Source organism: Allobosea sp. BE125 (genome assembly GCF_031456075.1).
Taxonomy (GTDB): domain Bacteria; phylum Pseudomonadota; class Alphaproteobacteria; order Rhizobiales; family Beijerinckiaceae; genus Allobosea.
Genome location: NZ_JAVDTY010000008.1, coordinates 1 through 26,670, shown reverse-complemented (window position 1 = coordinate 26,670; position 26,670 = coordinate 1). Strand labels below are relative to the sequence as shown.

General features: G+C 65.1%; 22 protein-coding genes and 3 tRNA genes. 14 read left to right on the top strand and 11 right to left on the bottom strand.

Annotated elements, in window-relative coordinates:
* The first annotated feature begins 143 nt into the window (after positions 1-143).
* Entirely contained in the window at positions 144-1,694 is a 1,551-nt protein-coding gene (locus J2Y55_RS18115) for an MFS transporter (protein WP_310156389.1), read from the top strand.
* Between the two features lie 9 nt (positions 1,695-1,703).
* Here J2Y55_RS18115 and J2Y55_RS18110 read toward each other — a convergent pair whose 3' ends face one another.
* From J2Y55_RS18110 to rlmB, 6 genes are all read right to left on the bottom strand, one after another.
* Positions 1,704-2,477 carry an NAD kinase gene (locus J2Y55_RS18110; RefSeq protein WP_310156387.1) on the bottom strand — a complete coding sequence of 258 codons (774 nt, stop codon included), beginning with the start codon at positions 2,475-2,477 and terminating at the stop codon, positions 1,704-1,706.
* A gap of 238 nt (positions 2,478-2,715) precedes the next feature.
* Positions 2,716-3,702: an MBL fold metallo-hydrolase gene (locus J2Y55_RS18105; protein ID WP_310156384.1), complete on the bottom strand. Its 987-nt coding sequence runs from the start codon at positions 3,700-3,702 to the stop codon at positions 2,716-2,718.
* Positions 3,703-3,998: 296 nt separating this feature from the next.
* Positions 3,999-4,427 (bottom strand): hypothetical protein, encoded by a 429-nt coding sequence (locus J2Y55_RS18100; protein ID WP_310156381.1) that lies wholly within the window; start codon positions 4,425-4,427, stop codon positions 3,999-4,001.
* Between the two features lie 140 nt (positions 4,428-4,567).
* Positions 4,568-4,642, bottom strand: a tRNA-Thr gene (locus J2Y55_RS18095).
* Between the two features lie 193 nt (positions 4,643-4,835).
* Entirely contained in the window at positions 4,836-6,494 is a 1,659-nt protein-coding gene (locus tag J2Y55_RS18090) for an MFS transporter (RefSeq protein WP_310156378.1), read from the bottom strand.
* Positions 6,495-6,809: 315 nt separating this feature from the next.
* Positions 6,810-7,622 (bottom strand): 23S rRNA (guanosine(2251)-2'-O)-methyltransferase RlmB, encoded by an 813-nt coding sequence (rlmB, locus tag J2Y55_RS18085; protein WP_404978967.1) that lies wholly within the window; start codon positions 7,620-7,622, stop codon positions 6,810-6,812.
* Positions 7,623-7,736: 114 nt separating this feature from the next.
* Between rlmB and J2Y55_RS18080 the strand changes: the two genes are divergently transcribed.
* From J2Y55_RS18080 to J2Y55_RS18060, 5 genes are all read left to right on the top strand, one after another.
* The gene (locus tag J2Y55_RS18080; protein WP_310156371.1) at positions 7,737-8,306 is read left to right on the top strand and encodes an AAA family ATPase; all 570 of its coding nucleotides are present in this window, start codon (positions 7,737-7,739) and stop codon (positions 8,304-8,306) included.
* A 106-nt stretch (positions 8,307-8,412) separates the two neighbouring features.
* Positions 8,413-8,497 (top strand) — tRNA-Tyr (locus J2Y55_RS18075).
* A 133-nt stretch (positions 8,498-8,630) separates the two neighbouring features.
* A tRNA-Gly gene (locus tag J2Y55_RS18070) sits at positions 8,631-8,704 on the top strand.
* A gap of 417 nt (positions 8,705-9,121) precedes the next feature.
* Positions 9,122-10,990: a TRAP transporter large permease gene (locus J2Y55_RS18065; RefSeq protein WP_404978966.1), complete on the top strand. Its 1,869-nt coding sequence runs from the start codon at positions 9,122-9,124 to the stop codon at positions 10,988-10,990.
* Entirely contained in the window at positions 10,990-11,976 is a 987-nt protein-coding gene (locus J2Y55_RS18060; RefSeq protein ID WP_310156365.1) for a TRAP transporter substrate-binding protein, read from the top strand. Before J2Y55_RS18065 ends, J2Y55_RS18060 begins: the two co-directional genes overlap by 1 nt.
* 111 nt (positions 11,977-12,087) lie before the next feature.
* Here the strand turns inward: J2Y55_RS18060 and J2Y55_RS18055 are convergent, their stop codons facing one another.
* The gene (locus J2Y55_RS18055; RefSeq protein WP_310156362.1) at positions 12,088-12,381 is read right to left on the bottom strand and encodes an Rdx family protein; all 294 of its coding nucleotides are present in this window, start codon (positions 12,379-12,381) and stop codon (positions 12,088-12,090) included.
* Between the two features lie 241 nt (positions 12,382-12,622).
* Here J2Y55_RS18055 and J2Y55_RS18050 point away from each other — a divergent pair, with 241 nt between their 5' ends.
* From J2Y55_RS18050 to J2Y55_RS18035, 4 genes are all read left to right on the top strand, one after another.
* A complete protein-coding gene (locus tag J2Y55_RS18050; protein WP_310156908.1) occupies positions 12,623-13,783 on the top strand; it encodes an alpha-D-ribose 1-methylphosphonate 5-triphosphate diphosphatase in 1,161 nt (386 codons plus the stop codon).
* Between the two features lie 104 nt (positions 13,784-13,887).
* Positions 13,888-14,205 (top strand): ArsR/SmtB family transcription factor, encoded by a 318-nt coding sequence (locus J2Y55_RS18045; protein ID WP_310156359.1) that lies wholly within the window; start codon positions 13,888-13,890, stop codon positions 14,203-14,205.
* Positions 14,206-14,252: 47 nt separating this feature from the next.
* Complete coding sequence (locus J2Y55_RS18040; RefSeq protein WP_310156357.1) at positions 14,253-15,764, top strand: NAD(P)-binding domain-containing protein; 1,512 nt, start codon at positions 14,253-14,255, stop codon at positions 15,762-15,764.
* Positions 15,764-16,987 carry an MFS transporter gene (locus J2Y55_RS18035; protein ID WP_310156354.1) on the top strand — a complete coding sequence of 408 codons (1,224 nt, stop codon included), beginning with the start codon at positions 15,764-15,766 and terminating at the stop codon, positions 16,985-16,987. The genes J2Y55_RS18040 and J2Y55_RS18035 overlap by 1 nt, the downstream gene beginning before the upstream one ends.
* 23 nt (positions 16,988-17,010) lie before the next feature.
* Here the strand turns inward: J2Y55_RS18035 and glpD are convergent, their stop codons facing one another.
* The 4 genes from glpD to J2Y55_RS18015 all read right to left on the bottom strand — a co-directional run bounded on the left by glpD (position 17,011) and on the right by J2Y55_RS18015 (position 21,900).
* On the bottom strand, positions 17,011-18,537 hold the full coding sequence (glpD, locus tag J2Y55_RS18030; RefSeq protein WP_310156351.1) for a glycerol-3-phosphate dehydrogenase: 1,527 nt from the start codon (positions 18,535-18,537) through the stop codon (positions 17,011-17,013).
* A 7-nt stretch (positions 18,538-18,544) separates the two neighbouring features.
* Positions 18,545-19,891, bottom strand: a complete 1,347-nt coding sequence (locus J2Y55_RS18025; RefSeq protein WP_404978965.1) for a nucleotide sugar dehydrogenase — start codon at positions 19,889-19,891, stop codon at positions 18,545-18,547.
* A 126-nt stretch (positions 19,892-20,017) separates the two neighbouring features.
* Positions 20,018-21,052 carry a transketolase family protein gene (locus J2Y55_RS18020; RefSeq protein ID WP_310156348.1) on the bottom strand — a complete coding sequence of 345 codons (1,035 nt, stop codon included), beginning with the start codon at positions 21,050-21,052 and terminating at the stop codon, positions 20,018-20,020.
* On the bottom strand, positions 21,049-21,900 hold the full coding sequence (locus tag J2Y55_RS18015) for a transketolase (RefSeq protein ID WP_310156345.1): 852 nt from the start codon (positions 21,898-21,900) through the stop codon (positions 21,049-21,051). The genes J2Y55_RS18020 and J2Y55_RS18015 overlap by 4 nt, the downstream gene beginning before the upstream one ends.
* A gap of 229 nt (positions 21,901-22,129) precedes the next feature.
* Here J2Y55_RS18015 and pncB point away from each other — a divergent pair, with 229 nt between their 5' ends.
* The 4 genes from pncB to J2Y55_RS17995 form a co-directional block, all read left to right on the top strand.
* Entirely contained in the window at positions 22,130-23,404 is a 1,275-nt protein-coding gene (gene pncB, locus J2Y55_RS18010) for a nicotinate phosphoribosyltransferase (protein ID WP_310156342.1), read from the top strand.
* Positions 23,405-23,535: 131 nt separating this feature from the next.
* Positions 23,536-23,694 (top strand): hypothetical protein, encoded by a 159-nt coding sequence (locus J2Y55_RS18005; protein WP_310156339.1) that lies wholly within the window; start codon positions 23,536-23,538, stop codon positions 23,692-23,694.
* A 456-nt stretch (positions 23,695-24,150) separates the two neighbouring features.
* A complete protein-coding gene (locus tag J2Y55_RS18000) occupies positions 24,151-26,160 on the top strand; it encodes a M15 family metallopeptidase (protein WP_310156335.1) in 2,010 nt (669 codons plus the stop codon).
* 415 nt (positions 26,161-26,575) lie between these two features.
* Positions 26,576-26,670: GTP-binding protein (locus J2Y55_RS17995; RefSeq protein ID WP_139221393.1), on the top strand; the 95-nt coding region annotated here is incomplete at its 3' end.

Genomic DNA, 26,670 nt, shown 5'->3' with positions numbered 1-26,670 from the left:
TCGAGCGTTTTGTTCCGCTGATATCGGATCAAGAGGCCCATTGGCAGTCATTACCCCGAGATTATCCTGTCTCGACCGGAAAGCGAGCCTCGGCTGCTTCAAGCCGGCCATCCCGCCGGATGCCGAACAGGACAATCATAGCCATGACGCAAACCACCATGCGGCCGAACAAGGCCCAGCAAGCACTCGTGCTTTTCTCCGTCTGCCTTGCCGCCGCGGCGATGCCGCTAACCTTCACCGGGCCGGCTGTGGCACTCCCCGCCATCGGTCGGGCGCTCGGCGGCAGTCCGATCGCGCTCAACTGGGTCACCAATGCCTTCATGCTGACCTTTGGATCGAGCCTGATGGCGGCAGGCGCGCTCGCCGATGCCTATGGCCGCAAGCGCCTCTTCCTCCTCGGCGTGGGCGCCTTCGCCGTGCTCTCGATGGCGCTCGCCGTCGCGCCCGATATCCTCTGGTTCGATCTGGGGCGCGCAGCTCAGGGCGTGGCGGCGGCAGCCGCGTTTTCGAGCGGCATGGCCGCGCTTGCCCAGGAGTTCGACGGACCGGCCCGCCTCCGCGCCTTCAGCATCGTCGGCACCAGTTTCGGCGTCGGCCTCGCCTTCGGGCCGATCGCGTCGGGCCTGCTGATCGATGCCTTCGGCTGGCGCAGCATCTTTGGGCTCGTGGTCGCGCTGGCGGTGCTGGCCTTCGCATTCGGCATGCGCGCTCTAAGGGAAACGCGCGATCCGGAGGCGGGCGGACTCGATTGGCCGGGCGCAATCAGCTTCACCCTGGCGCTCGCGCTCTTTACTTATGGTGTGCTGCTGGCGCCCGAGCGCGGCTGGACCGAGCCGACCGTGATGAGCCTGCTGGCCGGGGCGGTTGCGCTGTTCATCGCCTTCGGCGTGATCGAGCGGCGCGTCGCCCGACCGATGCTGGACCTGACCCTGTTCCGCTATCCGCGCTTCGTCGGCGTGCAGTTGCTGGCGGCAGCGCCTGCCTATGCCTTCGTGGTGTTGTTGATCCTGCTGCCGGTGCGCTTCATCGGCATCGAGGGCCTGAGCGAGGTCGCCGCCGGCCGCCTGATGATCGCCTTGTCGGCGCCGTTGCTCGTGCTTCCGATCGCCGCTGGCCTGCTGACGCGCTGGTTCTCACCGGCGACGATCTGCGGCGTCGGGCTTCTGATCGCGGCTCTCGGCCTGTTCTGGCTGAGCCGGATGTCGGTCGGTGGCGAGATCATCGACGTCGTCCTGCCGATGGCACTGATCGGCATCGGTATCAGCCTGCCCTGGGGGCTGATGGACGGGCTTGCCGTCAGCGTCGTGCCCAAGGAGCGCGCGGGCATGGCGACCGGCATCTTCAGCACCACCCGCGTCGCTGGCGAGGGCGTGGCGCTCGCTGTGGTCAGCGCCGTGCTCTCGGCGCTGACAGCGGGGCATTTGGCGGCGGGCGGTGCGGCTGCGAATGCTGGCCTGGCCGCGCAACGCCTCGTCACCGGCGATCTGGCGGGCGCAACGGTCGCCTTGCCGCAGATCCGTCATGCGATATTGCTTCAGGGCTACGGCGCCGCCTTCGCCACGCTTCTCCTGATGCTCTGCGCCATCACCGTCGTCACCGCTATCGTCGTCTTCGTCTTTCTCGGACGTGGGACGGAGCAGGTTTCCGAGCTGGAGGAAAAGACCGAAGAGCGCCTCTGCACCTCGCAAGCCTGAGCTCGCTCCTCAATACCCGAACTGCTCGCGCAGGATCCGCTCGTCCAGACTGTGGCCGGGGTCGTGCAGCATGACGAGGTCGATGCTGCGGTCGATCGCGATCGAGACCGAGACGACGTTCTCGATCTGGGTATGGTCGGCGACGGCGCTGACCGGGCGCTTCTCGGCCTCCAGCACCTCGATCATGACCTTGGCGTGCTCGGGCAGGAGCGCGCCGCGCCAGCGGCGCGGGCGGAAGGCCGAGATCGGCGTCAGCGCCAGCAGCGGCGCGTCGAGCGGCAGGATCGGGCCATTGGCCGAGAGGTTGTAGGCGGTCGAGCCTGCCGGCGTCGCCAGCAGCACGCCGTCGGCGACGAGCTCGTCGAGGCGGACCTGCCCGTCGACCGAGATGCGCAGCTTGGCGGCCTGGTAGGAGCGGCGCAGCAGCGAGACCTCGTTGATCGCCTTGGCCTCGACTTCTGTGCCGTCCTGGTCGAGCGCATGCATGGCAAGCGGATGCACCACGCTGCGGCGCGCTGCTTCGAGCTTCTTCGTCAGGCCGCGCTCGCGGAACTCGTTCATCAGGAAGCCGACCGAGCCGCGATTCATGCCGTAGATCGGCTTGCCGGTGCCGAGGAAGCGGTGCAGCACCTGCAGCATGAGCCCGTCGCCGCCGAGCGCGACGACGACATCGGCCGTCGCCGGATCGGCATTGCCATAGCGATCGGTCAGCTTGGCGAGCGCAGCCTGAGCCTCCGGCGTCTCGCTGGCGATGAAGGAGATGGCGGTGAAACGCGCGGTCATCGCATGTCCTGACGGCACTCCGCATGGGAGCCGTGCCGTGCTTAGCATGGCCGGAGCGAGGCCCGCGAGACCGCACCAATAAAAAAGGCCGGGGCTAGAGCAGTTTCCAATCCGGTTGGATCGTTCAACAGCTCTAGCTTTCTGTTTTGACGCGTTTTCTTCACGCGAACCGGTGCCCACTTCGCTCGAAAACGCTCTTGGCCCCGGCCCTTGCGATGATCGACGCGGCAGGCGTCCGTCAGATCGCAGCGCTCCACTGCACCGGCACCATCTCGAAGCCGTTGCCGGCCTTGGCGATGTAACCCGTGGCGGGGAAGGGGGCATGGTAGAACGCGACCTGCATCTTGTCGGCCGAGACCATGTCGAGCAGTTTGCGGCGCGTCGCCGCGGCCTGGGGCCCGTCCATATCGAACACGGCCGACCAGTCCGGATTGCGCACGAACAGCGCCGGATGGTTGGTGGTGTCGGACATGATCATCAGCTTGCCCGCACCTGAGCTGAGCGCGAACACCGTATGCCCCGGTGTATGGCCAGGCGCGGCGACCGTGGTCAGGCCCGGCAGGATCTCCTTGCCGCCCTCGAACTGCTTCACATCCTTGGCGATGGGCGCAAAGACGCGGCGGACGCCGGCGAAGGCGCCCTTCATGGCGTCCGGCGCGGCGCTCATCTTGGCGTCGTCCATCCAGAAGGCCCATTCGGCGGCCGGCACCATCACCTCGGCATTCGGGAAGACGGTGCTGCCGTCCTTCAGGCGGAAGCCGTTGATGTGGTCGCCATGGAAATGGCTGAAGACCACGGTCGAGACATTCTTGGGATCGAAGCCGGCGGCCTTGAAATTGGCCATCCACGTGCCCGATGTCGGTGCGCCGGAATCGCCGTTGCCGGTATCGATCAAGGTCAGCTTGCCGGCGCTCTCGATGGCGAGCGTGGTGAAGGTGATGTTCAGTGCGTCGGCGGGCAGGAAGGCCTGCTCCATCGCCTTCTTGACGTCGGCGAGTTCGGCGTTCTTGACGAAGCCTTCGAGCGGGCGCTTGCCGAAGCCGTCATTGATGGCGGTCAACGTGACGTCGCCGATCTTGTAACGGTAGAATCCGGGGGCCTGGTTCACGGGGGCTCCTTGCGCTTGGGCCGGGCTGGGGCCGGCGGGCAGGTCGAAAGTCGTGGCGGCGGCGAGAGCGCCTGCGCTGGCGAGAACGGCGCGGCGCGATGGTTCGAATTTGATCATGGATGTTCTTCCCCCTAGATCACGTCGCATTCGGACGGCATCGTCCGAATGCGACGTGATCTATGCTAAAAGTTGAGAGCATTGCTCATGCGAAAAACCGGTACCCACTTTTTCGCGCAATGCCCTTGGCTTGGTTCAGCCTCGCTGGACCCTAAAGGCCGGCGTGGCAGGTTCAACAGTGTCGTGGTTACGCGGGGTCAAGTTTCCGTGAGCGTCATCGCTTTGCCCGAGCGCGCAGCGAGAGCAGGATGCGAGAAAGTGGGAACCGGTTTTTCGCATTGATCCGGCTCTCGCGTTCAGGGCTTCGAGGCGGGGCGCTGCCGGGGTACGGGGTCGTCCTGCCGCGCGAAGGCGCGCAGCATCGCTGCGCACAGCGCCAGCGACCCCATCACGCCGTTGCCGGTGCATTCGGCGACCAGCGCCTGGAAGGCTGCGGTGTTCTCGCCGGTCATGCATTGCAGGCTCCAGCCCCATTCCGGGGCCTTCTGGCGCAACAACCCCACGGCGACCTCGATGTCACCGGAGACGGTGCCCAGCGTTTTCCACAGTGAGCCCTGTTGGTAGATGCCGCCCGCAGGCGCGCGCCGGCTGACCAGGTTGGTCGGCTTGCGCCGGACGGTGTAGCCCAGCGCCTCGTAGATTTCGGCATCGAGCATGCGGTCGGGCTTGCTCGCCTCCTCGCAGCGTTCGGCCAGTGCCAGCAGATGTTCCGGTCGAGTGTCCATCATCCTCGTCCAGGCGGTTCCTTACGATGCGTGCCGCCGGCAGCAGCCTTGCTTGCGCTCCCGGTATCGGCTTCCTGCGTCGTCTTCCTGTATCGTCGACAGCAAAATGCAGGCCGCCCGCATCGAGGCCCGATCGTGACTGGTGCCGGTTGAGGGGATTGAACCCCCGACCTTCGGTTTACAAAACCGCTGCTCTACCGCTGAGCTAAACCGGCATCCGATCACAGGGCATGCGGTTACCAGTCGATCGCGACGAGAGCAAGATCGGGCGGTCCGCGCCAAAAGAAAAGCCCCGCCACATGGGCGGGGCTTCGCGTCAGAGCATTGCGCGAAAAAGTGGGTACCTGTTTTTCGCATTCGGACGTTTCCGTCCGAATGCGACGTGATTTAGGGGCGTTGCCGGCGGCTTTACGACTTGTAGATGTCGCGATCCTTGGTCTCCGGCAGCAGCAGGAGGCCAATGACGAAGGTCATCATCGCGACGATGATCGGATACCACAGGCCCGAGAAGATGTTGCCGCTGGCCGCCACGATGGCGAAGGCCGTCGGAGGCAGGAAGCCGCCGAACCAGCCATTGCCGATATGGTAGGGCAGCGACATGCCGGTGTAGCGAATGCGGGTCGGAAAGAGCTCGACCAGCAGGGCAGCGATCGGCCCGTAGACCATCGTCACGAAGATGACGAGGATGAACAGGATGCCGGCGGCCTGCATGGCGCGGGCGCTGCTGAACATCTCGCCGATCGACGGCGTCTTCAGGATGGTCGGATCGCCGGGCTTGGGATAACCCGCCGCCTGCGCTGCCGTGACCAGATCAGCGGCTGCCGCCGGCGCCGCCGTACCGTTGATCGTCGCCGCCAAAGCCGAGCCGGCGGGACCGTTGACGAGGTCGTAGTGGATCGAGTTGGTCGCGAGCGTCCGGCGCACGGTGTCGCAGGGCTCGGTGAAGGTACGCACGCCGACCGGGTCGAACAGCGAGCCGCACTTGGCGGGATCGGCGGTGAGCACGAGCTTCACCGTCTCGGTTGCGCTGATCAGCTTCGGATTGGCCGTCTTCGCCAGCATCGTGAACAGCGGGAAATAGCTGATCGCGGCGATCAGGCAGCCCGCCAGCAGGATCGGCTTGCGGCCGATCTTGTCCGAGAGCCAGCCGAAGAAGATGAAGAACGGCGTGCCCAGCAGCAGCGAGAGTGCGATCAGGAGGTTGGCCGTGGTGCCGTCGATCTTCAGCGTTTGGGTCATGAAGAACAGGGCGTAGAACTGCCCGGTATACCAGACGACGGCTTGGCCGGCGGTGCCGCCAAAGAGCGCGATCAGGCCGATCTTGGCGTTGGACCAGGTGCCGAAAGCCTCGCCGAGCGGAGCCTTCGAGCCGGTGCCCTCTTCCTTCATCTTCACGAAGGCCGGCGATTCGGCGAGCTGCAGGCGAATCCAGATCGAGACACCCAGCAGCAGGATCGAAACCAGGAACGGAATGCGCCAGCCCCAGGCCGCGAAGGCCTCAGGCGACATGCTGAGCCGCAGGACCAGGATGACGATCAGCGACAGCATCAGGCCGACGGTCGCCGTTGTCTGGATCCAGGAGGTGTAGAAGCCGCGCCGGCCTTGCGGGGCATGCTCGGCGACATAGGTCGCGGCGCCGCCATATTCACCGCCGAGCGCCAGACCCTGGAGCAGGCGACAGACGATGAAGGCAGCTGGCGCGAGATAGCCGATCGATTCGAAGCTGGGCAAAAGGCCGACGACGAAGGTCGCCAGACCCATGACGGTCATGGTGACGAGGAAGGTGTATTTGCGGCCGATCAGATCGCCGAGACGGCCGAAGAACAGCGCGCCGAAGGGACGCACGGCGAAGCCGGCGGCAAAACCGAAGAGGACGAAGATGAACTTCGCCGTGTCGTTAGTGCCCGGAACGAAAGTCTGCGCGATGTTGGCGGCGAGCGAGCCGGCCAGATAGAAATCATACCATTCGAAGACCGTACCGGCCGACGAGGCGATGATGACCTTGCGTTCTTCCTTGGTCATCGGGCGCGGCGTCGCGGCCCCCGATGTATGTGCTGCCATGCTCATGGCATTCTCCCCTGCTCGTTGCCCGACAGTCGGAAAATCCGGACTGCCCGATTGCACGCGGCTCGTTTTCTTGCGAAGCGTAGCCTCATGTCGCCGGACCGAGGCCAAAGGCCCCCCATTTCCGGTCTGACCGAAGCAATGCGCGCGCGAATTACGCAGTGCAATCAGGCAGATGGTCTTGCATCTTTAGGCTTACGACCTTTGGCCGGGGAGGCTCCACTCGGCTATCGGCACGATCATGCCCATGCCGGGACGGGCGCGTTGCTGCTGATCGTTCCCGGTCGGTATAGCGTACCGGGTTGATCGAGGACCGCCTCAGCGCCGCCGGCTGGCGGCGTAGAGGGCGATCGCAGTCGCATTCGAGACGTTGAGGCTGGTGATCGTGCCCGGCACCTCGAGCCGCGCCACGTGATCGCAGAGATCGCGGCTGCGCTGGCGCAGGCCCTTGCCCTCCGCGCCCATCACCATGACGAGCGGGCGACGGAGTTCGACATCGTCGAAGGCGACCTCGCCGTCCGAATCAAAACCGATGCGCAGGAAGCCGCGCTTGCCGAGTTCGTCGAGCGCATCGCCGAGATTGCGTACGGCGATCAGCGGCACATGCTCGAGCGCGCCCGAGGCCGATTTCGCCAGCACGCCGGTCGCAGCCGGCGAATGGCGGATGGTGACGATCACCGCTGCCGCCGCAAAGGCGGCAGCCGAGCGCAGGATCGCACCGACATTGTGTGGGTCGGTGATCTGATCGAGCGCCAGGACGACTGCATCGTCGGGCAGGCTGTCGAGATCGGGCGAGGGCAGGGGATCGCAGACGAGATAAAGCCCCTGATGCACCGAATCGGGCGTCAGCAGCCGGTCGATCTCGGACGGGCGGACGAGCTCGGCCTCCAGCGGCAACTCGCCGATCTCCTCGGTCAACCGCTTCAGCGCGTTCTCGGTGGCGAGCAGGCGGCGATGGTGGCGCTTGGGATTGCGCAGGGCCTCGATGACGGGATGGACGCCATAGAGCACGGCCTCGTCGATATCGCCGGGCCGATGCGGCGGCGGCCCGTCGGAATGGTGCGGCCTGCGGCCGCCGGCATGGTGGCCAGCGGATCTTCCCGGCTTGGGGCGGAACGGCGCAGGCATCATCGGTCTCCAGGGGGCGGATCTGTGCCGTGCCATGACACGCGCCGCTTGACCAGTGCCGAGGAGCCACGGTGGCGCGATCCAGATGAAACTCAATGCAAGAAGGAGACAGGATCGATGACAGATGCAAGCGAACGCCTGGTCATCGTCACCGGCGGCCCGGGTTCCGGCAAGACGACGCTGCTTGCGGCGCTGGCGGCACGCGGTATCGCGATCTCGCCCGAGGCTGGGCGCGCGATCATCCGCGACCAGGTCGCGATCGATGGCGCCGGCCTGCCCTGGGCGAATCGCGAACTCTTCGCCGAATTGATGCTAGCCTTCGACATGCAGGCTTATCAGGTGGCGCTGGATCGAGGTGGCGGCGTCGTGTTTGATCGCGGCATCCCTGACATCGCGGGTTATCTGCGCCTATGCGGATTGCCCGTGCCGGCGCATCTTATCCGGGCGATCGAGCGGTTCCGCTATGCCGTGGACGTCTTCATCGCGCCGCCCTGGCGCGACATCTTCAGGAATGACGCCGAGCGCCGGCAGGATTTTGAGGAGGCGCGGCGTACCCATGACGCCATGCTCGCGGTTTATCGCGAGCATGGTTATGCGCTGACGGCGCTTCCCTTGGGGAGCGTCGAGGCGCGCGCGGACGTGGTCGCCGCACGGATCGGTGCAATGCGACATTCGGTTGGAGACTGAGGGTTGACACACTGAGGCCCGGTCACCATAAGTCCGGCCGCGCCTGTCGCCCGTCACGCAAGTGACACAGGCGGTCGCCTGCGGTTCAGCCGCAACAGGCGCGGGCGGGGGAATGTCCCGAGCGGCAAAGGGGGCGGACTGTAAATCCGCTGGCTATGCCTTCGCAGGTTCGAGTCCTGCTTCCCCCACCATCCTTTCCTGCCCGATAGCGGCAAGACGAAGCGGTCATAGCGCGCCTTGGGCCGTCGAGAGCCGGCCGGTTTTCGACACCGCGCCCTGGCATCTTGACATCGCTTCATTCATCGTCGATTCCGGTGCGGCGATGCGGGTGTAGCTCAATGGTAGAGCAGCAGCCTTCCAAGCTGAATACGAGGGTTCGATTCCCTCCACCCGCTCCAAATTTTCCAAAGCAACGTTCGCTTGAGCCTGGATTCGGCGGCCTCCGGCGATTCTCTCGCGCGAGAACTCCCCCGCGCGCGCAGAGCTGTGGCAAAGTGGGAGAAAATTAGCCGTCATTTCCGTTCCGCCCTCGGATCGATTTTCTCGAAACGGTCGATTCTCCAGAGATTTATCGCTTTTGAACCGTGCCTCTGGCACCGTCCGGCTTTCTCCCTAATGTGCCTCCAGTTTTCGATATGGCGCGGCCTTCGCAGGATCTCGGAGGCGCGCGGTGCGATAGGGCTGGTGAACACCTCGTCGCACGATCGATGCGGAGCTGCACGGGCCAGGATTTTGCGCTGCAGCCTCGCTTGGTTTTCTAGGAATGCGCAGCCGCCTCTTGCGTTCGCGCGCATTCTCATCACTGCGTTAGCGCCATGACGAGCCTTGCGACATCATCCTTGGTACCGAAGCCGTCGCTGCGTCGCCGAGCCGAGCGTGGGTTGTGCGGCCTCGTCACGGGGCTGGAATGGCTGGGAGCCATCATCCTTGCGGTGCTCTTCGCCGTGGTGATGGCGGCGGTGCTGCGCCGCTATGTGTTTGGCGGCGGATTCGTCTGGTCCGACGAATTGGCGATCTGGCTGAACGTGGCGCTGGTCGCCGTTGGCGCGCCTTTGGCCGCTACGAGCGCGCTGGCGATGCGGCTCGATGTGATCGTGCGCCTGCTGCCCGCCGGAGCGCAGCGCCTGGCTTCCGTTTTCGCCGATGCGGTCGCGGTTCATGGCTCGCTCGTGCTCGCCTTCGGCGGCGCCAGCGTCGTGGCGCTCGTCGGCGGCAGCTCGACTGTTCTGGGCCTGCCGGAAAGCTTGCGCTTTGCCGCCTTCGCGCTCGGCGGCGGGCTGACCGTTGTCGTCGTGCTATGGCGAGCCGCGCTGGACAGCTCCTGGCCGGCGGCCCTGGCTTCGCTGCTTCTCGGCATCGGCTTTTATCTGGCAGCACAGAGCGTCACGGGATTTTTCGTGGAAACGCCGAGCCTGGTCGCGGCCTCGCTCGCCGGGCTTGGGCTGATCCTGGGCGCGCCGCTGCCTTATGCGCTGCTTGCCGGCGTTTCGCTCAGCGGCGCTTTTGGCGGGCTCTTGCCCGAGCCGGCCATCGTCCAGAACACGGTGTCGGGCGTCTCGAAATTCCTGCTGCTGGCGATCCCGTTCTTCCTGCTCGCCGGCGAGTTGCTGACGGCGGGAGGATTGGCCGAGCGGTTGGTGCGCTTCGCCGCCTCGCTGGTCGGGCATTGGCGGGCGGGGCTGGCGCAGACGACGCTGATGTCCAGCGTGCTGTTTTCGGGCGCTTCCGGCTCCTCGGTGGCCAACGCCGCCTTCGGCGCCAAGGTGATGGCGCCGGCCCTGATCGCTCGCGGTTACCCGCCGGCCCATGCGGCGGCGATCGTGGCCGGCGTCTCGATGCTCGACAACATAATCCCGCCTTCGATCGCCTTCCTGATCCTGGCGACGGCGACCAATCTGTCGGTCGGTTCGCTGCTGGTCGGCGGCTTCATCGCCGGCGGGGTCCTGGCGCTGGCGTTGGCGATCGGCATCCATCTCAGCGTGCGCGAGGTGGTCGATGCTGCGCCCAAGGCCAGCGGGCAGGAGAGGGCGAAGAGCTTCATCGGCGCGCTGCCGGCGATCGGGCTCGGTGTCGTCGTCGTGGTCGGCATCCGCTTCGGCGTCGTCACCGTCACCGAGGCTTCGGCGCTAGCGGTGGCCTATGCGCTTATCGCCTGCCTGGCATTGCGCAGCCTGAATATCGGCACGGTCTTCGGCGCCTTGCGCAAATCGGCGACGGAAGCGGCGGCCGTGGGCATGTTGATCGGAGCGTCGGCGCCCTTCGCCTTCCTGCTCGCGGTCGACCGGGTTTCCGACCAGATGGCGGGTCTGGTGACGGCGCTTGGTGGCGGACCCTATGCGGTGATGCTGCTCGCCAATCTCGTCTTGCTGGTGGCCGGGCTTTTCCTCGATATCGGCGCGGCGATCCTGCTGCTGGCGCCGCTGCTCCTGCCCGTTGCGATCTCGGCCGGGCTCGATCCGATCCAGTTCGGCGTCATCCTGGTGGTCAACCTGATGATCCATGGCCTGACCCCGCCGCTGGGCATTCTGGTCTATGTCGTCAGCGGCATCACCCGGGTTCCGGCAGGCGCCGTCTTCCGGGCCGTTCTGCCATTGCTGGCGACGCTTCTGGTCGCGCTTGCCGTATTGTGCCTGGGGGCGGCCGCCTGGCCCTCGCTTCCACCATCCTTCAAGGAGTTGTTCTGATGTCGCCGACCCGCCGCGAGATCACGGCCGGCCTGTTGGCTGCGCCCGCGCTGCTATCCGCCCGCGCTGCCCATGCCGCCGGCCGGCCCGTGACGGTCGCCTCGCTCTTCGGCGAGGACAAGCCTGAGACCAGGGTCTGGCGGAAGATCGCCGAGATCCTGAACCGGACCGCGCCCGGCCGCTTCGACCTGCGCATCGTCGGCAATGCCGCGCTGGGCGGCGAGAAGGAGGTGGCCGAGGGCGTCCGGCTTGGCTCGGTCCAGGCCTCGCTCTCGACGATCTCGGCCTTGTCGGGCTGGGTTCCCGACAGCCAGATCCTCGATCTGCCCTTCCTGTTCCGCGACCGGGGCCATCTCAAGCGCGTGCTGGCGGGGCCGCTCGGCGACGAGCTCAAGGGCAAGTTCGAGGGGCAGGGCTTCGTCGTGCTCGGCTTCATCAATTACGGCGCGCGCCATCTCCTCGCCAAGGAGCCGATCACCACACCCGCAGGCATCAAGGGCAAGCGCATCCGCGTGATCCAGAGCCCGCTGCACACGGAACTCTGGTCGGGGCTCGGCGCCTATCCGACGCCGATCCCGATCCCCGAGACCTATAACGCGCTGAAGACCGGCGTGGTCGACGCGATGGACCTGACCAAATCGGCCTATGTCGGCTTCAAGCTGCACGAGGTCGTGCCTTATCTGATCGAGACCGGCCATATCTGGGCCTCGGGCGTGCTCTATGTCTCGGCGGCGTTCTGGAAGGGATTGTCAGCCGAGGACAAGGCGGCACTGTCGGCCGCCGCCACTGAGGGGGTTGGCTATTTCGACGATCTGATCGTCGCCGACGAGGAGGCCTCGATGGCGAAGGCTGCAGCGGAAGGCGGCAAGGTCGTGCAGCCGCAGGACCGGCCGGCCTGGGAGGAGGGCGCGCGCAAGGTCTGGACCTCGTTTGCGCCCAAGCTCGGCGGCATCGACAAGATCGAGGCGGTGGCGAAGAGCCCGTGAGCCTGGATTGGGCTGCTAGAGCAACTTCCGATCCAATCGGAAATTGCTCTAGTGCTTTGTTTTAACGCGTTTTCTTCACGCGAACCGGTATCCACTTCGCTCGAAAACGCTCTACTGTGCGGCCCGGTCGAGATGGCCGAGGTCGCGGCTGGGGTCGAGCCGGTCGCGGACGCGCTGCTTCAGCGCCTTGACGTCAGGAAAGCCGTCATCGGCGACGCGGTCCCAGATCAGCGTGTCGTCGTAATGGATCTGGAAGCTGCCGCCGCTGCCCGGCCGCAAGGCGACCTCGCCGAGATCGGGGCCGAAGGTATGAAGCAGCTCCTGCGCCATCCAGGCTGAGCGCAGCAGCCAGTTGCACTGCGTGCAATAGGTGATGGCGATACGCGGCGGCTTCACGTCAGTCATTGGCTTTCGCTCCGTAGCGGTCTGGCGCTGAACCGTCTTGCTTGCCGGAGTAGGCGCGGTTCCCACGCAAGTCTCTTGGTTCTCAAGCAGCCTCTTGCCGGCATATGAGGCGCGGGGCAAGCCGTGCGGACGCAGTTCCGATGCGGCTCGTCAGCTGGGGCTCGCCCGTCATCGTATCGTCATGCATCACTTTCATCCGCAGGTGTTTGCATGAGCGGGACGTTCGCGCCGATTCGTCGCGCTGGCCGAGAGGAATGAGATGTCGATCGTGATCGCAGGCGGCAAGGCGCTGCTGGAGGGCCTGGTCGAGGCTGATATCGTCGTCGCGGGCTGCAGGATAGCGGAGCCGGGAGCGCCTGCTCCTGCCGATGCCTTGCGGCTCGACGCGTCCGGCCTGCTCGTGCTGCCGGGCATCGTCGATTGCCATGGCGACGCCTTCGAGCGCCACATCATGCCGCGTCCCGGCGTCTCCTTCGATATCGATCTCGCCTTGCGCGACGCCGATCGCGCCATGCTGGCGAGCGGTATCACGACGGCCTTCCATGGCGTGACCTGGTCCTGGGAGCCGGGCCTGCGCGGCGCCGATAATGCGCGCTCGCTGATCGAGGCGATGGCGCGCCTCGCCGCCGAGCTTGGCGCGGACACGCGTTTCCATCTGCGCCACGAGACCTTCAATCTCGATGCCGAAGCGGAGATTCTCGACTGGCTCGCCAAGGGCAAGGTCGGCGTGCTCGCCTTCAACGACCATACCGAGGGCCTGCTGAAGGAGGGTGTCCGTCCGGCCAAGGTCGCCAAGATGGTCGAACGCACCGGGCTGTCTTCAGCCGATTTCATGGTGCTGGCCGAGGCGGTCTATTCCCGCCGCGACGAGGTCGCGGGCTCGGTCTCGCGGCTGGCGCAGGCGGCGCTCGAGGCTGGAGTGCCGACCTTGTCGCATGACGACATGACGCCGCAGATGAGGGCCTGGTATCGCTCGCTCGGCGTGCGCGTCGCGGAATTCCCGATCGACGTGGCGACGGCGCGAGAGGCTGCCGCCCATGGCGAGGCGATCGTCTTCGGGGCGCCCAATGTCGTGCGTGGCGGCTCGCATCTCGGCTGCCCCGGGGCCGAGGACATGGTGCGCCAGGGGCTCTGCACGATCCTGGCCTCGGACTACTATTACCCGGCGCTGGCGCTGGCCCCGTTCGTTCTGGCGCGCAAGGGGGCGGCGGGGTTCGCGGAAGCCTGGAAGCTGGTCTCGCAAGCGCCGGCGCAGGCGCTGGGACTGCACGATCGCGGCGTGATCGCGCCCGGCAAGCGCGCCGATCTCATCCTGGTCGCGGAGGGGCCTCAGCCGCGTGTCGTCGCGACGATCGCCGGCGGCAGGCTCGTCCATCTCGCGGATCAGAACGTACTGGCATAGCACTACCGGTAGCGTAGCCAGGGCGGTCTGCTGCGAAACCTTATTATTCTATAATTCCGGAAATACGGATTGACGACCTGCCGAAGCTGAGTCACCGTGCTTGCATGAACACGCAAGACGCCGCCGCCAGACTCGAAGCCCTGGGCAATCCGACCCGGCTCTCGCTCTTCCGCTTGCTGGTCCGCGCCGGCCATGACGGGCTCTCCGTCGGCCAGTGCCAGCAGCGGCTCGAGATCGCGGCCTCGACCCTGTCGCATCACCTCAAGACGCTGATCATCGTGGGGCTCGTCAGCCAGGAGCGCGACGGCACCACGCTGATCTGCCGCGCCAATTTCGACCTGATGAACGCGTTGCTGCAGTTCCTCGTGGCCGAGTGCTGCATCGAGAGCCGCTGCGGCCCAAACGAGCAGGACGCGGCCTGATTTCCCTGCCTTCTATTTCGATTATTCCAGAATTTGAGGATCATGAGATGGCGGCGATCAAGACCATTGCGATCATCGGGGCAGGCCCGGTTGGACTGGCGGCGGCGGCCCATGCCGCCGAACGCGGCCTGAGGCCGGTCGTGCTGGAGCAAGGCAGTGCGGTCGGGCATGCCGTGCGGCATTGGGCGCATGTGCCGATGTTCTCGCCCTGGGCTTTCAACATCGATGGCGCGGCGGAGCGGCTGCTGGTCGCCTCCGGCTGGAGCCGCCCCGATCCGGACCGCTATCCGACCGGCGCAGAGCTGATCGATCAGTATCTTGCGCCCTTGGCGCAACGCATAGCGCTGCGCGATGCGATCCATTTCGATGCGCGCGTGCTCTCCGTAACCCGTTCTGGTTTCGACAAGGTCAGGACCGCTGGGCGCGATTCCGCGCCCTTTGCTCTGCGCTATGGCAGCGGGGCCGGCGAGAAGACCCTGCTGGCGGATGCCGTGATCGACGCCTCCGGCACTTGGTTCTCGCCCAACCCGGCCGGTTCAGGCGGGTTAGCGGCGCTGGGGGAGCGCGAGGCCGCTGCTGCGATCAGCTACGGCATGCCCGATGTGCTGGGCGAAGCGCGGGCGCGCCATGCCGGCAAGCGGATTGCGGTTCTGGGCGGAGGACATTCCGCCATCGGTACGCTGATCGCACTCGCCGACCTGCAGGCGAGTGCGCCTGAAACCCGGATCGTCTGGCTTTATCGCGGTGCCCTGCTGTCCAAGGCCTTTGGCGGTGGAGCGGCCGATCAATTGACCGCGCGCGGCGAACTGGGCACGCGCATCGCAAAGCTCGTCGAGCGGGGCCTGATCGCGGTGGAGACTGACTTCCAGCTCGACCGGATCGAACGCATGGAGGCGGGTCTGCATCTAGAGCAATTTCCGATCCGGTTGGATCGTTCAATTACTCTAGATCATTGTTTTGACGCGTTTTCTTCACGCGAACCGGTACCCACTTCGCTCGAAAACGCTCTAGCGGCGGCCAATGGCGGCGGACGCGATGTGACGGTTGACGAGTTGATCGTCGCGACCGGGTTCCGGCCCGATCTCGCTCTGCTGCGTGAACTCAGGGTCGAGCTCGATCCGGCTCTGGAATGCCCACCCGCGCTTGCGCCTCTGATCGATCCCAACGCGCATTCCTGCGGTACGGTGCGCCCGCATGGAGCGGCCGAACTCGCCCATCCCGAGCCTGGCTTCTACATAGCGGGCATGAAGGCTTACGGCCGGGCGCCGACTTTCCTGCTGGCCACCGGCCATGAACAGGTTCGCTCGATCGTGGCCGAGATCGCGGGCGATCACGCGGCCGCGCGGCGGGTTGAACTCGTGCTGCCCGAGACAGGCGTCTGCAGTACGAGACCGGGCGGCCTTGCCGTGGCCGACACCGGCTGCTGCGGCGGCCCGGCTCCCGCTGCGGTCGATGCCTGCTGCGCGGATGATGCTTGGGCGAAGGCCTCGGGCAAAGCTGGCTGCGGCTGTGGCGGCGCGCCGGTGCGCAGTGCCGCTGATGAGGTGGCCGAAGCCTGATGTCGCACGCGTTGCTGCTGTCGCCCGCTCCGTCCGGGGAGAGAGGGCTGTCCCTCATCCTCGCCCTCGGCGTCACCCAGGTCGTCGGCTATGGCTGTCTGTATTATGCCTTCGCCGTGCTCGCGCCGGGCATGACGGCGAGTTTCGGCTGGGCCCCGGAATGGACCTATGGCGGCTTTGCTGCCGGCTTGCTGGCCGGCGGGCTGATCGCACCGCTCGTGGGCCGTCTGATCGACCAGCATGGCACCCGCGTGATCATGAGCCTGGGTTCTGGCCTGGCCGGTCTTTCGCTGCTGGCGCTGGCGGAAGCACGCGGGCCGGTTGGCTATTTCGCCGCCATGATCGCGCTCGAGGTCGTCTCGACCATGGTGCTGTACGACGCCGCCTTCACCGCCCTGACGCAGGCCAAGGGCGGTGGCGCGCGGCGCGCCATCAGCCAGCTCACCTTGATCGGTGGCTTTGCCTCGACCCTGTTCTGGCCGCTGACGACAGCCCTGCTGAGCGGATTCGACTGGCGCGAGATCTACCGGCTCTATGCCGTGCTGCAGTTCGTGCTCTGCGTGCCCCTGCATCTGTTCCTGCTGCCAGGGCGCCCTCGTCGCCCGCCGGTTGTGGCGCCCGTAGCCACCGCGGCAACGGCACCGCAGGATGGCTATCTAGAAGGCGAGGCGCGGCGACGGGCCTTCATGCTGCTTGCGTTGGCCTTCTCGCTGCAGGGCTTCGTCGTCTCGGCCATGTCGGTGCATATGCTGACGATGCTGCAGGGGTTGGGCTTGAGCACCGGGCTTGCTGTCGGCATCGGCGCGATCGTCGGCCCTTCGCAGGTCGCTGGGCGTCTGGCCGAGATGCTCTTCGGCGCTGCGCTCGCCCCTGTCACGACGGCCTGGGTTTCGGCTGCGCTGATGCCGTTCGGCTTCCTCATGCTGATGATCGGCAACATGACTGCGACGCTCGCCGGGCTCTTCGCCATCGCTTATGGCGTCAGCATGGGACTGAGCTCGATCGTACGGGGAACCGTGCCGCTGCAGCTCTTCGGCCCGACTGGATATGGCGCGATGCTGGGTAAGCTTTCGGCGCCGGGGCTTGCGGTGAAAGCCGCCGCTCCGCTGGCCTTCGCCATCCTGATCGAGCGGGCGGGCTTGATGCCGAGCAGCTTGCTTCTCATCGCCTTGTCGGCGCTCGCTGCCGTTGCGCTCTTCTTGCTGGCGCGCAAGGTGCGCTGAAACACCATCCAGCCTCGATGCCTTCAGACAGCCGGCTCGGTCGCCGCCTTCGTCTCGGCCAGCATGAAGGCGTCCAATGCCTCGCGCTCCTCCACTGAGAGGCGCAAGCCCAGCTTGCCGCGTCGCCAGAGCACATCCACGCCGCGCTTCGCCCATTCCTTGCGGATCAGATAGCGCAGCTCGCGCTCATAAAGGTCGGCGCCGAAATGGCGGCCGAGATCGCTCATGCCTTGCGCGCCGGCGAGGATTTCGCGCGCCTTCGTGCCATAGGCGCGGACCAGTCGCGTTGCGGTCGATCGCGCCAGCCAGGGATGGGCGGCGGCGATCGCGTTGACCAGCGCCTCGAAGCCGGTCACCGGAAAATCGCCGCCGGGCAATGTGCCGTTGACGGTCCAGGTCGGCCGGCCAGCCCAGTCGGCATGCGGTGCGAGCTTGTCCAGAGCCGCTTCGGCGAGGCGGCGATAGGTCGTGATCTTGCCGCCGAAGACCGAGAGCAGCGGGGCTTCGCCCTTGGGCGCGTCGAGCGTCAGCACATAGTCGCGCGTCGCTTCCTGCGCCTTGGAGGCGCCGTCGTCATAGAGCGGGCGCACGCCGGAATAGGTCCAGACGACCTGCGCGGGCGTGACGGCTGCGCGAAAATACTCGCTCGCTGCGGCGCAGAGATAATCGATCTCCTCGCGCGTCGCCTTGGCCTGGGCGGGGTCGCCCTTGTAGTCGCGGTCGGTGGTGCCGATCAGGGTGAAATCGTGCTCATAGGGGATCGCGAAGATGATACGGCCATCGGCGTTCTGGAAGATGTAGCAGCGGTCGTGCTCGTAGAGTTTGGGCACGACGATATGGCTGCCCTGGACCATGCGGACGGCGGCCTTGGTGTTCGAGCGCACGACGCCGCCCAGAACCTCGCCGACCCATGGGCCGGCGGCGTTGACAAGCGCCTTGGCGGCCACGGTGATGCGGCCGGCTTCGCCTTCTCCGGTGATCCGCCAGTGGTCGCCGTCGCGATCGGCCGAGACGACCTTTGTTCGTGTGTGGATTGCGGCGCCCCTGGCGGCGGCATCGGCCGCGTTCAGTACGACGAGGCGGGAATCCTCGACCCAGCAATCGGAATATTCGAAAGCCCGCGCATGGTCGTCCTTGAGCGGCCGGCCGGCAGGATCATGAGCAAGATCGAGTGTCTTCGTCGCCGGCAGGACTTTTCGTCCGCCGATATGGTCGTAGAGGAAGAGCCCGAGCCGGAGCAGCCAGGCGGGGCGCAGGCCGGCATGGTGCGGCAGTACGAAGCGCAGCGGCCGGATGATGTGCGGCGCGAGCCGCCACAGCCGCTCGCGCTCCATCAAGGCTTCGCGCACCAGCCGGAACTCGTAATGCTCGAGATAGCGCAGCCCGCCATGGATCAGTTTGGTCGAGGCCGAGGAGGTGGCGCTGGCGAGGTCGTCCTTCTCGAACAGCACGACCGAGGCTCCGCGCCCGCTGGCGTCGCGGGCGATGCCGCAACCATTGATGCCACCGCCGATGACGGCGAGATCGTAAGCTGGCTCAGCGCTGTTCATCGTCGTATCAGGCCTTGAAGATGGTCTTGGCCGCAAGCCCATGCCGGGCGCAGGCGTTGCGGGTATCCACCACGAGTTTGGCGTGGCGGACGACAAGGCCGTAATCGACATCGTCATGGTCCGTCGCGATCAGCACGGCGTCGAAGGCGGCAAGTGTCTCGGCGCTCAGCACCTGGCTCTTGCGGGCGGTCAGGCCGCCATGCTTCCGCGTCGGCCGGATCTCGGCGATATGCGGGTCGTGATAGGCGGCGCTCGCGCCGCGGGCTTCGATCAACTCGATCAGCTTGAGCGCAGGGCTTTCGCGCATGTCCTCGATGTTCTTCTTATAGGCGATGCCGAGGACAAGGATGCGCGCGCCGCTGAAGCCGCGGCCGAGCTGCGTGTCCACAAGCTCCGCCAGCCGGTCGACGACGCGATAGGGCATGTCGGTGTTGATCTGGCCAGCGAGCTCGATGAAGCGCGTCGTGACGTCGAATTCGCGCGCCTTCCAGGTCAGGTAGAACGGGTCGATCGGGATGCAGTGCCCCCCTAAGCCCGGGCCCGGATAGAACGGCATGTAGCCGAAGGGTTTCGTCTTGGCGGCGTCGATCACCTCCCAGATGTCGATGCCCATCGCGGCGTAGACCTGCTTCAATTCGTTGACGAGCGCGATGTTGACGGCGCGGAAAATGTTTTCGGTCAGCTTCACCGCCTCGGCGGTCGCGGTGGAGGAGACCGGGACCGTCCTGACCACGAGCGCGGCGTAGAGCGCATCAGCCATGGCGAGCGCGTCGGGGCCGTCGCCGCCGACGACCTTGGGGATGTCGGAGGTGCCGAACTCGCCATTGCCGGGGTCCTCGCGCTCGGGCGAATAGGCGAGGAAGAAATCCTGCCCGCTCTTGAGGCCGGTGGCGGTCTCGAGGATCGGGCGCATCAATTCATCGGTGGTGCCGGGATAGGTGGTCGATTCGAGCACGATCAACTGGCCCGGCCGCAGGCGCCTGGCGATCGCTTCCGTGGTCTGGCGGACATAGGAGAGATCGGGTTCACGATGGCGCGAGAGCGGCGTCGGCACGCAGATCAGCAGCGCGTCGGGCTCGGCCAATCGGTCGAAATCCGTCGTGGCATTGAAGCGCTGCGTCTTCAGGCCCTCGACGATCAGCTCCATCGGAATGTGCTTGATCGTCTCCTTGCCGGCATTGATCTGATCGACGCGGGGCTGGTCGATGTCGAAGCCGACGACCTTGATGCCCCGGCGCAGCGCCGCCAGCGCCAGCGGGATGCCGACATAGCCGAGGCCGACGATCCCGAGCACGACCTCCCGGCCGTGGACGCGGTCGATGAAACTCTGCGCCGCTTGTGATGTCGCGCTCAATCCAGGCTCCCGACAACGCGGCGCATGCGAGCGCGCCGACGAGGCTTGCTCCTTGCCGAGTTGGTCGAGCCTGTCAACGCAGCTCCCGTTATTGCAAGCGAAGCGAAGCCATGGCGGCTTGGTTCGTCAGAGCCAGCTCTTGATGCTCGTGACCATTGCGTCGGTCGAGATGCCGTAGCGCTCGTGCAACGTCGGCAGCGCGCCTGCATCCAGGAAGGCGTCGGGCAGGGCGATCTGGCGGAAGGCGGGTGGGTGGATGCCAGCCCGCATCAGGACGCCCGCCACCGCCTCGCCGAGGCCGCCGATGACCGAATGGTTCTCGGCCACGATCACCATACGGCCGGTGCGGGCAGCCTCGCGCTCGATCGCCTCGCCATCGAGCGGCTTGATCGTGGGCACATGCAGCACCGCGACATCGATGCGGTCAGCCTCGAGCCGCTTGGCGGTCTCCAGCGCCCGCATCGTCATCAAGCCGGACGAGATGATCAGCACGTCGCGGCCGTCGCGGATCGTCTTGGCCTTGCCGAGTTCGAAACGGTAGCCGTACTCGTCGAGCACGAGCGGGACATTGCCGCGCAAGAGCCGCATATAGACCGGCCCTTGATGCGCCGCGATCGCGGGGATCGCCTGCTCGATCTCATGGGCGTCGCAAGGGTCGATGATCGTCAGGTTCGGCATGCCGCGGAAGATCGCGATGTCCTCGGTCGCCTGATGGCTCGGGCCGTAGCCTGTGGTCAGGCCGGGCAGGGCGCAGACGATCTTGACGTTGAGGTTCTCCTCCGCGATCGCCATGAAGATGAAGTCGTAGGCGCGCCGCGCCGCGAAGACCGCATAGGTCGTGGCAAAGGGCGTGAAACCCTCGCGCGCCAGCCCTGCCGCCGCCGAGATCATCGCCTGCTCGGCCATGCCCATCTGGTAGAAGCGGTCGGGATAGGCCTTCGCGAAGAGATGCAGGTCGGTGTATTTGCTCAGATCGGCGGTGACGCCGACGATGTCGGGCCGTGTCCTGGCGAGTTCGACCAAGGCGTGCCCGAATGGCGCTGCCTTGGTAGGCTGGTCCGGCCCTGCGATCGAGGCGATCATCGCCGAGGTGGTGAGCCGCGTGCCGCCGAGCGCCGGATTGTCGAGATGGGCGGGGCGTTGGTATTTCGAGGGCCTCATGCCGGCCTCCCTGCATCGAGAATGGCCAGGGCTTCGACCCATTCCCCCGGTTCGACGCGCAGGAAGTGGTTGCGCTCGCGCTCCTCGAGGAAGGGCACCCCCTTGGCCATCCTGGTGTCGCAGATGATGATGCGGGGCTTCCTCGCCTGGCTGTGGCGCGCCGCGTCGAAGGCGTCTACCAGCGCCGCGAGGTCGTTACCGTCGACGCGCTGGACATGCCAGCCGAAGGCCTCGAATTTCGGAACCAGCGGCTCGAAATTCATCACCTGCGTCGAGGGGCCGTCGGCCTGCATGTTGTTGACGTCGACGATGCCGATCAGGTTGTCGAGCGTGTGGGAACCTGCCGCCATGGCCGCCTCCCAGGTCGAGCCCTCATCGAGTTCGCCATCGGAGAACAGGTTGTAGACGAAGCTCTTTGACGCCTTGCGCTTCAGGCCGAGCGCCATGCCGACGGCGATGCCGAGCCCATGGCCGAGCGAGCCGCCGGTGATCTCCATGCCCGGCGTATAGGCCGCAATGCCCGACATCGGCAGCCGGCTGTCGTCGCCGCCATAGGTTTCAAGCTCATCCTCGGGGATGATCCCGGCTTCGATCAGCGCGGCATAGAGCGCAATCGCATAATGCCCGATCGAGAGCAGGAAGCGGTCGCGACCCTCCCATTCCGGCTCATGCGGGCGATAGCTCAAAGCGTGGAAATACGAGACCGCGAGCACATCGGCGACGCCGAGCGCCTGGGCGATATAGCCCTGGCCCTGGACCTCGCCCATGCGCAGGGCGTTGCGGCGGATGCGCCAGGCCCGTTCCGCGAGGCTGACATTGGGAATCGCCTGAGTGACGCTCTCAGCCATGGGCCCGCCCGCCGGCGATGCTGCCGTTCGATGTCATCGTCTCTCCCTGAGGTCGACTTTTGATTTGTCGCGACTGTTCCCGCTTCGCAGGGGCGAGACAAGCGCCTCATCTGCCGAAGGGGCATGCGCGCCCGTCTGCGCGTCCCGAACGCAAGACGATTGTCAAAAAGGCGCGACCTCGCCTAGTCATGTGCTGCCCTTTGAGCATCACGGACCCCGCGGCCCCGCCATGACCGTCACCGATATCGCGTCGCGTACCTATAATCATGGCTGGCGGCTTGATCCGATCATCCGCAGCCTACTCGACACCGATTTCTACAAGCTCCTGATGCTGCAGATGATCCGGGCCTTCCATCCGGAGGTGCAGGTCACCTTCTCGCTGATCAACCGCTCGAAGCACATCCGGCTCGCCGATATCGTCGACGAGGCCGAGTTGCGCGCCCAGCTCGACCATGCGCGCGAGGTCCGCTTCTCCAAGAAGGAACTGATCTGGCTGGCGGGCAACAGCTTCTACGGCAAGACGCAGATGTTCTCGCCGGATTTCATCGCCTGGCTCGCGGATTTCCGCTTGCCCGAATACGATCTGCGCAAGGTCGACGGGCAGTTCGAACTGCATTTCGAGGGCCCCTGGACGCATACCACGATGTGGGAGGTTCCGGCGCTCGCCATCATCAACGAATTGCGCGCCCGCCGCGTCATGGTCGGCCAGAAGCGTTTCTCGCTCGACGTGCTCTATGCCCGCGCCAAGGCGAAGATGTGGGACAAGGTCGACCGGCTGCAGAAGCTGCCGAATCTGCGCCTCTCCGATTTCGGCACGCGCCGGCGCCATGGCCATCTCTGGCAGCGCTGGTGCGTCGAGGCATTGAAGGAGGGGCTGGGGCCGGCCTTCAGCGGCACGTCCAACGTGCTGCTGGCAATGGACAACGACCTGGAGGCGATCGGCACCAACGCGCATGAACTGCCGATGGTGTTCGCAGCTTTGGCCGAGAGCGATGAGGAGTTGCTGCGCGCGCCCTATCGCGTGCTCGACGAATGGCGCCAGGTCTATGGCGGCAATCTGCTGATCGCCTTGCCCGACGCCTTCGGTACGACGAGCTTCCTGCGGCACGCGCCTGACTGGGTCGCCGACTGGACCGGCTTCCGGCCCGATTCCGCACCGCCGATTCCGGCGGGCGAGGAGATCATGGCGTGGTGGCGCGCCAAGGGCCGCGATCCCAGGGAGAAGCTGCTGGTCTTCTCAGACGGGCTCGATGTTTCCGCGATCGAGCGCGTCTACCACCATTTCGATGGCAAGGTCCGCATGGCCTTCGGCTGGGGCACCGACCTCACCAACGACCTCGTCGGCTGCTCGCCGGACGGTTCGCGCGAGCTCGACCCGATGTCGCTGGTCTGCAAGGTGAGCAAGGCCAACGGCCGCCCGGCGGTGAAGCTCTCTGACAATCCCGAGAAGGTCTCGGGCGTGGCGGATGTGGTGGCGCGGTATCGGCGGGTGTTCGGCGGCTGAACGGCATCGCGTGAAGGCAGGATTCTTAAGCCACGGTGAATTCGGCGCTTTTTTGAGGATACCGTCGAAATTGGGCCCATGCCTTAGCCCGATCCGCGCCAAGCCGGGATCGGTTTCAGCTGCTGCAGGGCATGGACGCCGTCGTCAGCATGACGGGCGGTCTCGGCACCGGCTGGGTGGCGCAGCAACTGGGTTTTGCCGGCCATTTCCTGATCGCGGCCGTCCTGGCCGTTCTGGCGGGGGCGGTCGTGGCCTGGTTGGCGGCGCGGGCCGCAAGCGCGGCGCGATGATCCCTATCTGAGTGTTGCCACGAGGTTGCTGCGGCATGCGTCGGATAAATCCGAGATGGTTTTGGGCGCGGCGGGTGTGGTGTACGAAACCGGGGTATTCGGTTGAAGCTTATGCTTGCGCGAGGAAACGGTATTTTTTCTGGTCAAAATTTGATAATACGAGTGAATGACATTGTATATCTACGATATACTATTGTTATTTACTATAAGAAATTCATTTGCTGTCGGTCTCATGTCAAATTTAGCGGGTAACGGTTGGTAATTAGCCTGTAAAATTTTATGAAATTCCATCGACGTTTTGATGTGATAGCGAATCAATGTTTTTGCCGATTCGATTTCGAATTGTTACGCTAGGTATGTTACGTAATCTCAAGCATTCCAGGTGCGGAAGCTTTCTTCTGCCTCCGCCTCCCGGATGGCGCATTTATGTCAGCGTCACGTCTCGTGGAGAAAATGATGAGTGAAGCGGCGCAGCGCCTGGCTTGGAAAAGCTATGACAGCAACGAAGCTGCCATGGTGGAGATCAGCTTCGGTCCCGATCGCATGCGCGTGGCTCGCCCCACTGTCGAGGCCTGGCGCGCGCTCGAAACCGTCGTTGAAGTCCATGATTATGTCGTCAGCGCTGGCGACAGCCATGGATACTTTCCCCGCAATGTCGAAGGATCAGATGCTCGCAGTCTTCACGCATTCGGACTTGCGATCGACATCAATGCTTCGACCAATCCGGTCCGAAAGACGCCCAACGGGCGCAAGGTCAGATTCTCGGACAAGGCGACCCAACGCGAGCGCGCCCGGGATGTGCAGCAGAACATCGCCGACACCGACATGACGCGCGAGATGATCGCCGATGTCCGGGCGATCCGGACGCTCGGCGGCAAGACGGTGTTCGGCTGGGGCGGTGACTGGAATTCCAAGAAGGATGCGATGCACTTCCACATCGATGTCTCGCCCACCGAGATGGGCTTCGGGATCGATTGGTCAAGCGTGTCGGGACATCAAGACTTTGTCGGTGGGGATCATGACGCTGGCGGCTCCTCTTCGGATGAGGACGAAGAACAGGATCACGTGCATTCGCACGACGACGACATATCCGCTTTCCCTTTATTCGAGGAGACGCAGATGGCCGAAATGAGCAGCGTGCAGCGTTTTCGTCCGTTGCTGGATTTCATCGCGGAATGTGAGGGGACGGCAAACCAGCCCGGTGGAGGCTATGATACCTCGCTCGGCTACGGCATCTTCACAGGGGGAGAGCAGCCGCTGACCAGCATGACGCTCGATGAGATCGACAGCCTGCAAAGGCGGATGCTTCAGCATCCGAAGAACAGGTTCAATTCGTCGGCGCTGGGCCGCTACCAGATCGTCGGGAAAACCTTGCGCGGGCTGCGGCAGAAACTCGGCTTACCGGGTGCGCAGATCTTCTCGGCCGATCTGCAGGATCGCCTTGGCGTGGCGCTGATCCAGGGGCGCGGGAGAAATGCGCATGCGCTGGGTCTTGAATGGGCCAGCTTGCAAAACCAGCCATCGGCAAAAATTCTGGCGAAGTACGATGAACGCGACGGCCCGGTCACGGTCATTACCCCGGGCGATCGACCGATGCCCTATTCCGCCGACATTCTGGTCGAACTGCTCCGGCGACTCCTGCAGAAAGACGTTCCTAGCCCTGGAAACGGGTACGCGGTCCTGAAACAGGGGGATCGTGGTCCGCAAGTCAAGGCGCTGCAGCAGGCCCTGCATGAGCGACAATACGAGGTCGGCAAGATCGATGGCGTTTTCGGAACCCTGACGACCGCGGCGGTTTCTGCCTTTCAGATCGACTACAACGTTTCGGCGAATGCGATCGGGCAGGTCGATGACACGACATGGGCAGCTCTGAACGATGCCCCGAGCCGGCCGCTCTCGAAAGAGCGCCGCAACACGACGGCCGACGATTTGCGCCGTTCCGGCTCCGTCATCGTCGCCAATGCCGATCGCACACGTTTCATCGGCTGGGCTTCGTCAATTCTCGGGACACTCGGGCTTGGCAATAGCGCCTACAATAATCTCGGCACGGGCACTAATCTCGGCACGGGCGCTCGCGCGGCTTCACAAGCGGCATCGACAGTCACGGCTGATGCAGCAATGTCGGCAGAGGCCTTTGCGCGCCTGATCAAGGACGTGCCAGCGTCGATTCTTCAGCAGTTTTTCCCGGTCAATCCGCAACAGATGAATGCTGCGATCGCCAAGGCGCATGATATCGCCATTGCGGCCGCGCAGAAGGCTGGGGCCGCGGTCGTTCCGTCGCCGCCTGCCTCGGGGTTGGTGGAGACCTTGTTGCCAACTGTGATCAATAGCGTGCTGCCGGGCTTTGGCGGATCGCTGGCTGTGCTTGGCCTTGGGATTGCGACGCATTTGTTCGGATCGCGGATTATCGAACGGCGGGTCCAGAACCAACGCGATGGCTCCAATATTGGTCCGGGTTCGAATTGACGCGAAAAGTTCGGGCGCGGTGCCGCAACGGCTTGGCTTCGTTTGAACTTGGCCCCGTCTGATCGTATGGCCCAATCCGAGGGCTTGCGTGTGCTTGGCTATGATCGCCCGATTGCGGTGCGGCATACGGTTCGAGCAAGGGGGGCGACGCAAGCAAATGCAGACAATTCCATCTGCCGACCGCGAAGGCCAAGACCGTGTCAGGCGATCGTCAGGCCGGGTGGCTGGAGGCCGAGCGAGATGGCCTATGGATCTGAGAGAATTCCCTGATCGCCGCCGTGGCATGTCGGCAACCGCGGGGTGCTGGCAAAAACGAGCGGCGTAGACGTGCGTCAACCTTGCATCCTCTCCCAAAACCCCCTAATGCGACCGCGCTTTTCAGGCCTCGTAGGGCCGTTGTCAGGAAACAGGTGTCATGGCCAAAGAGAAATTCGCGCGCACGAAGCCGCATTGCAACATTGGAACGATTGGTCACGTTGACCATGGCAAGACGTCTTTGACGGCGGCGAT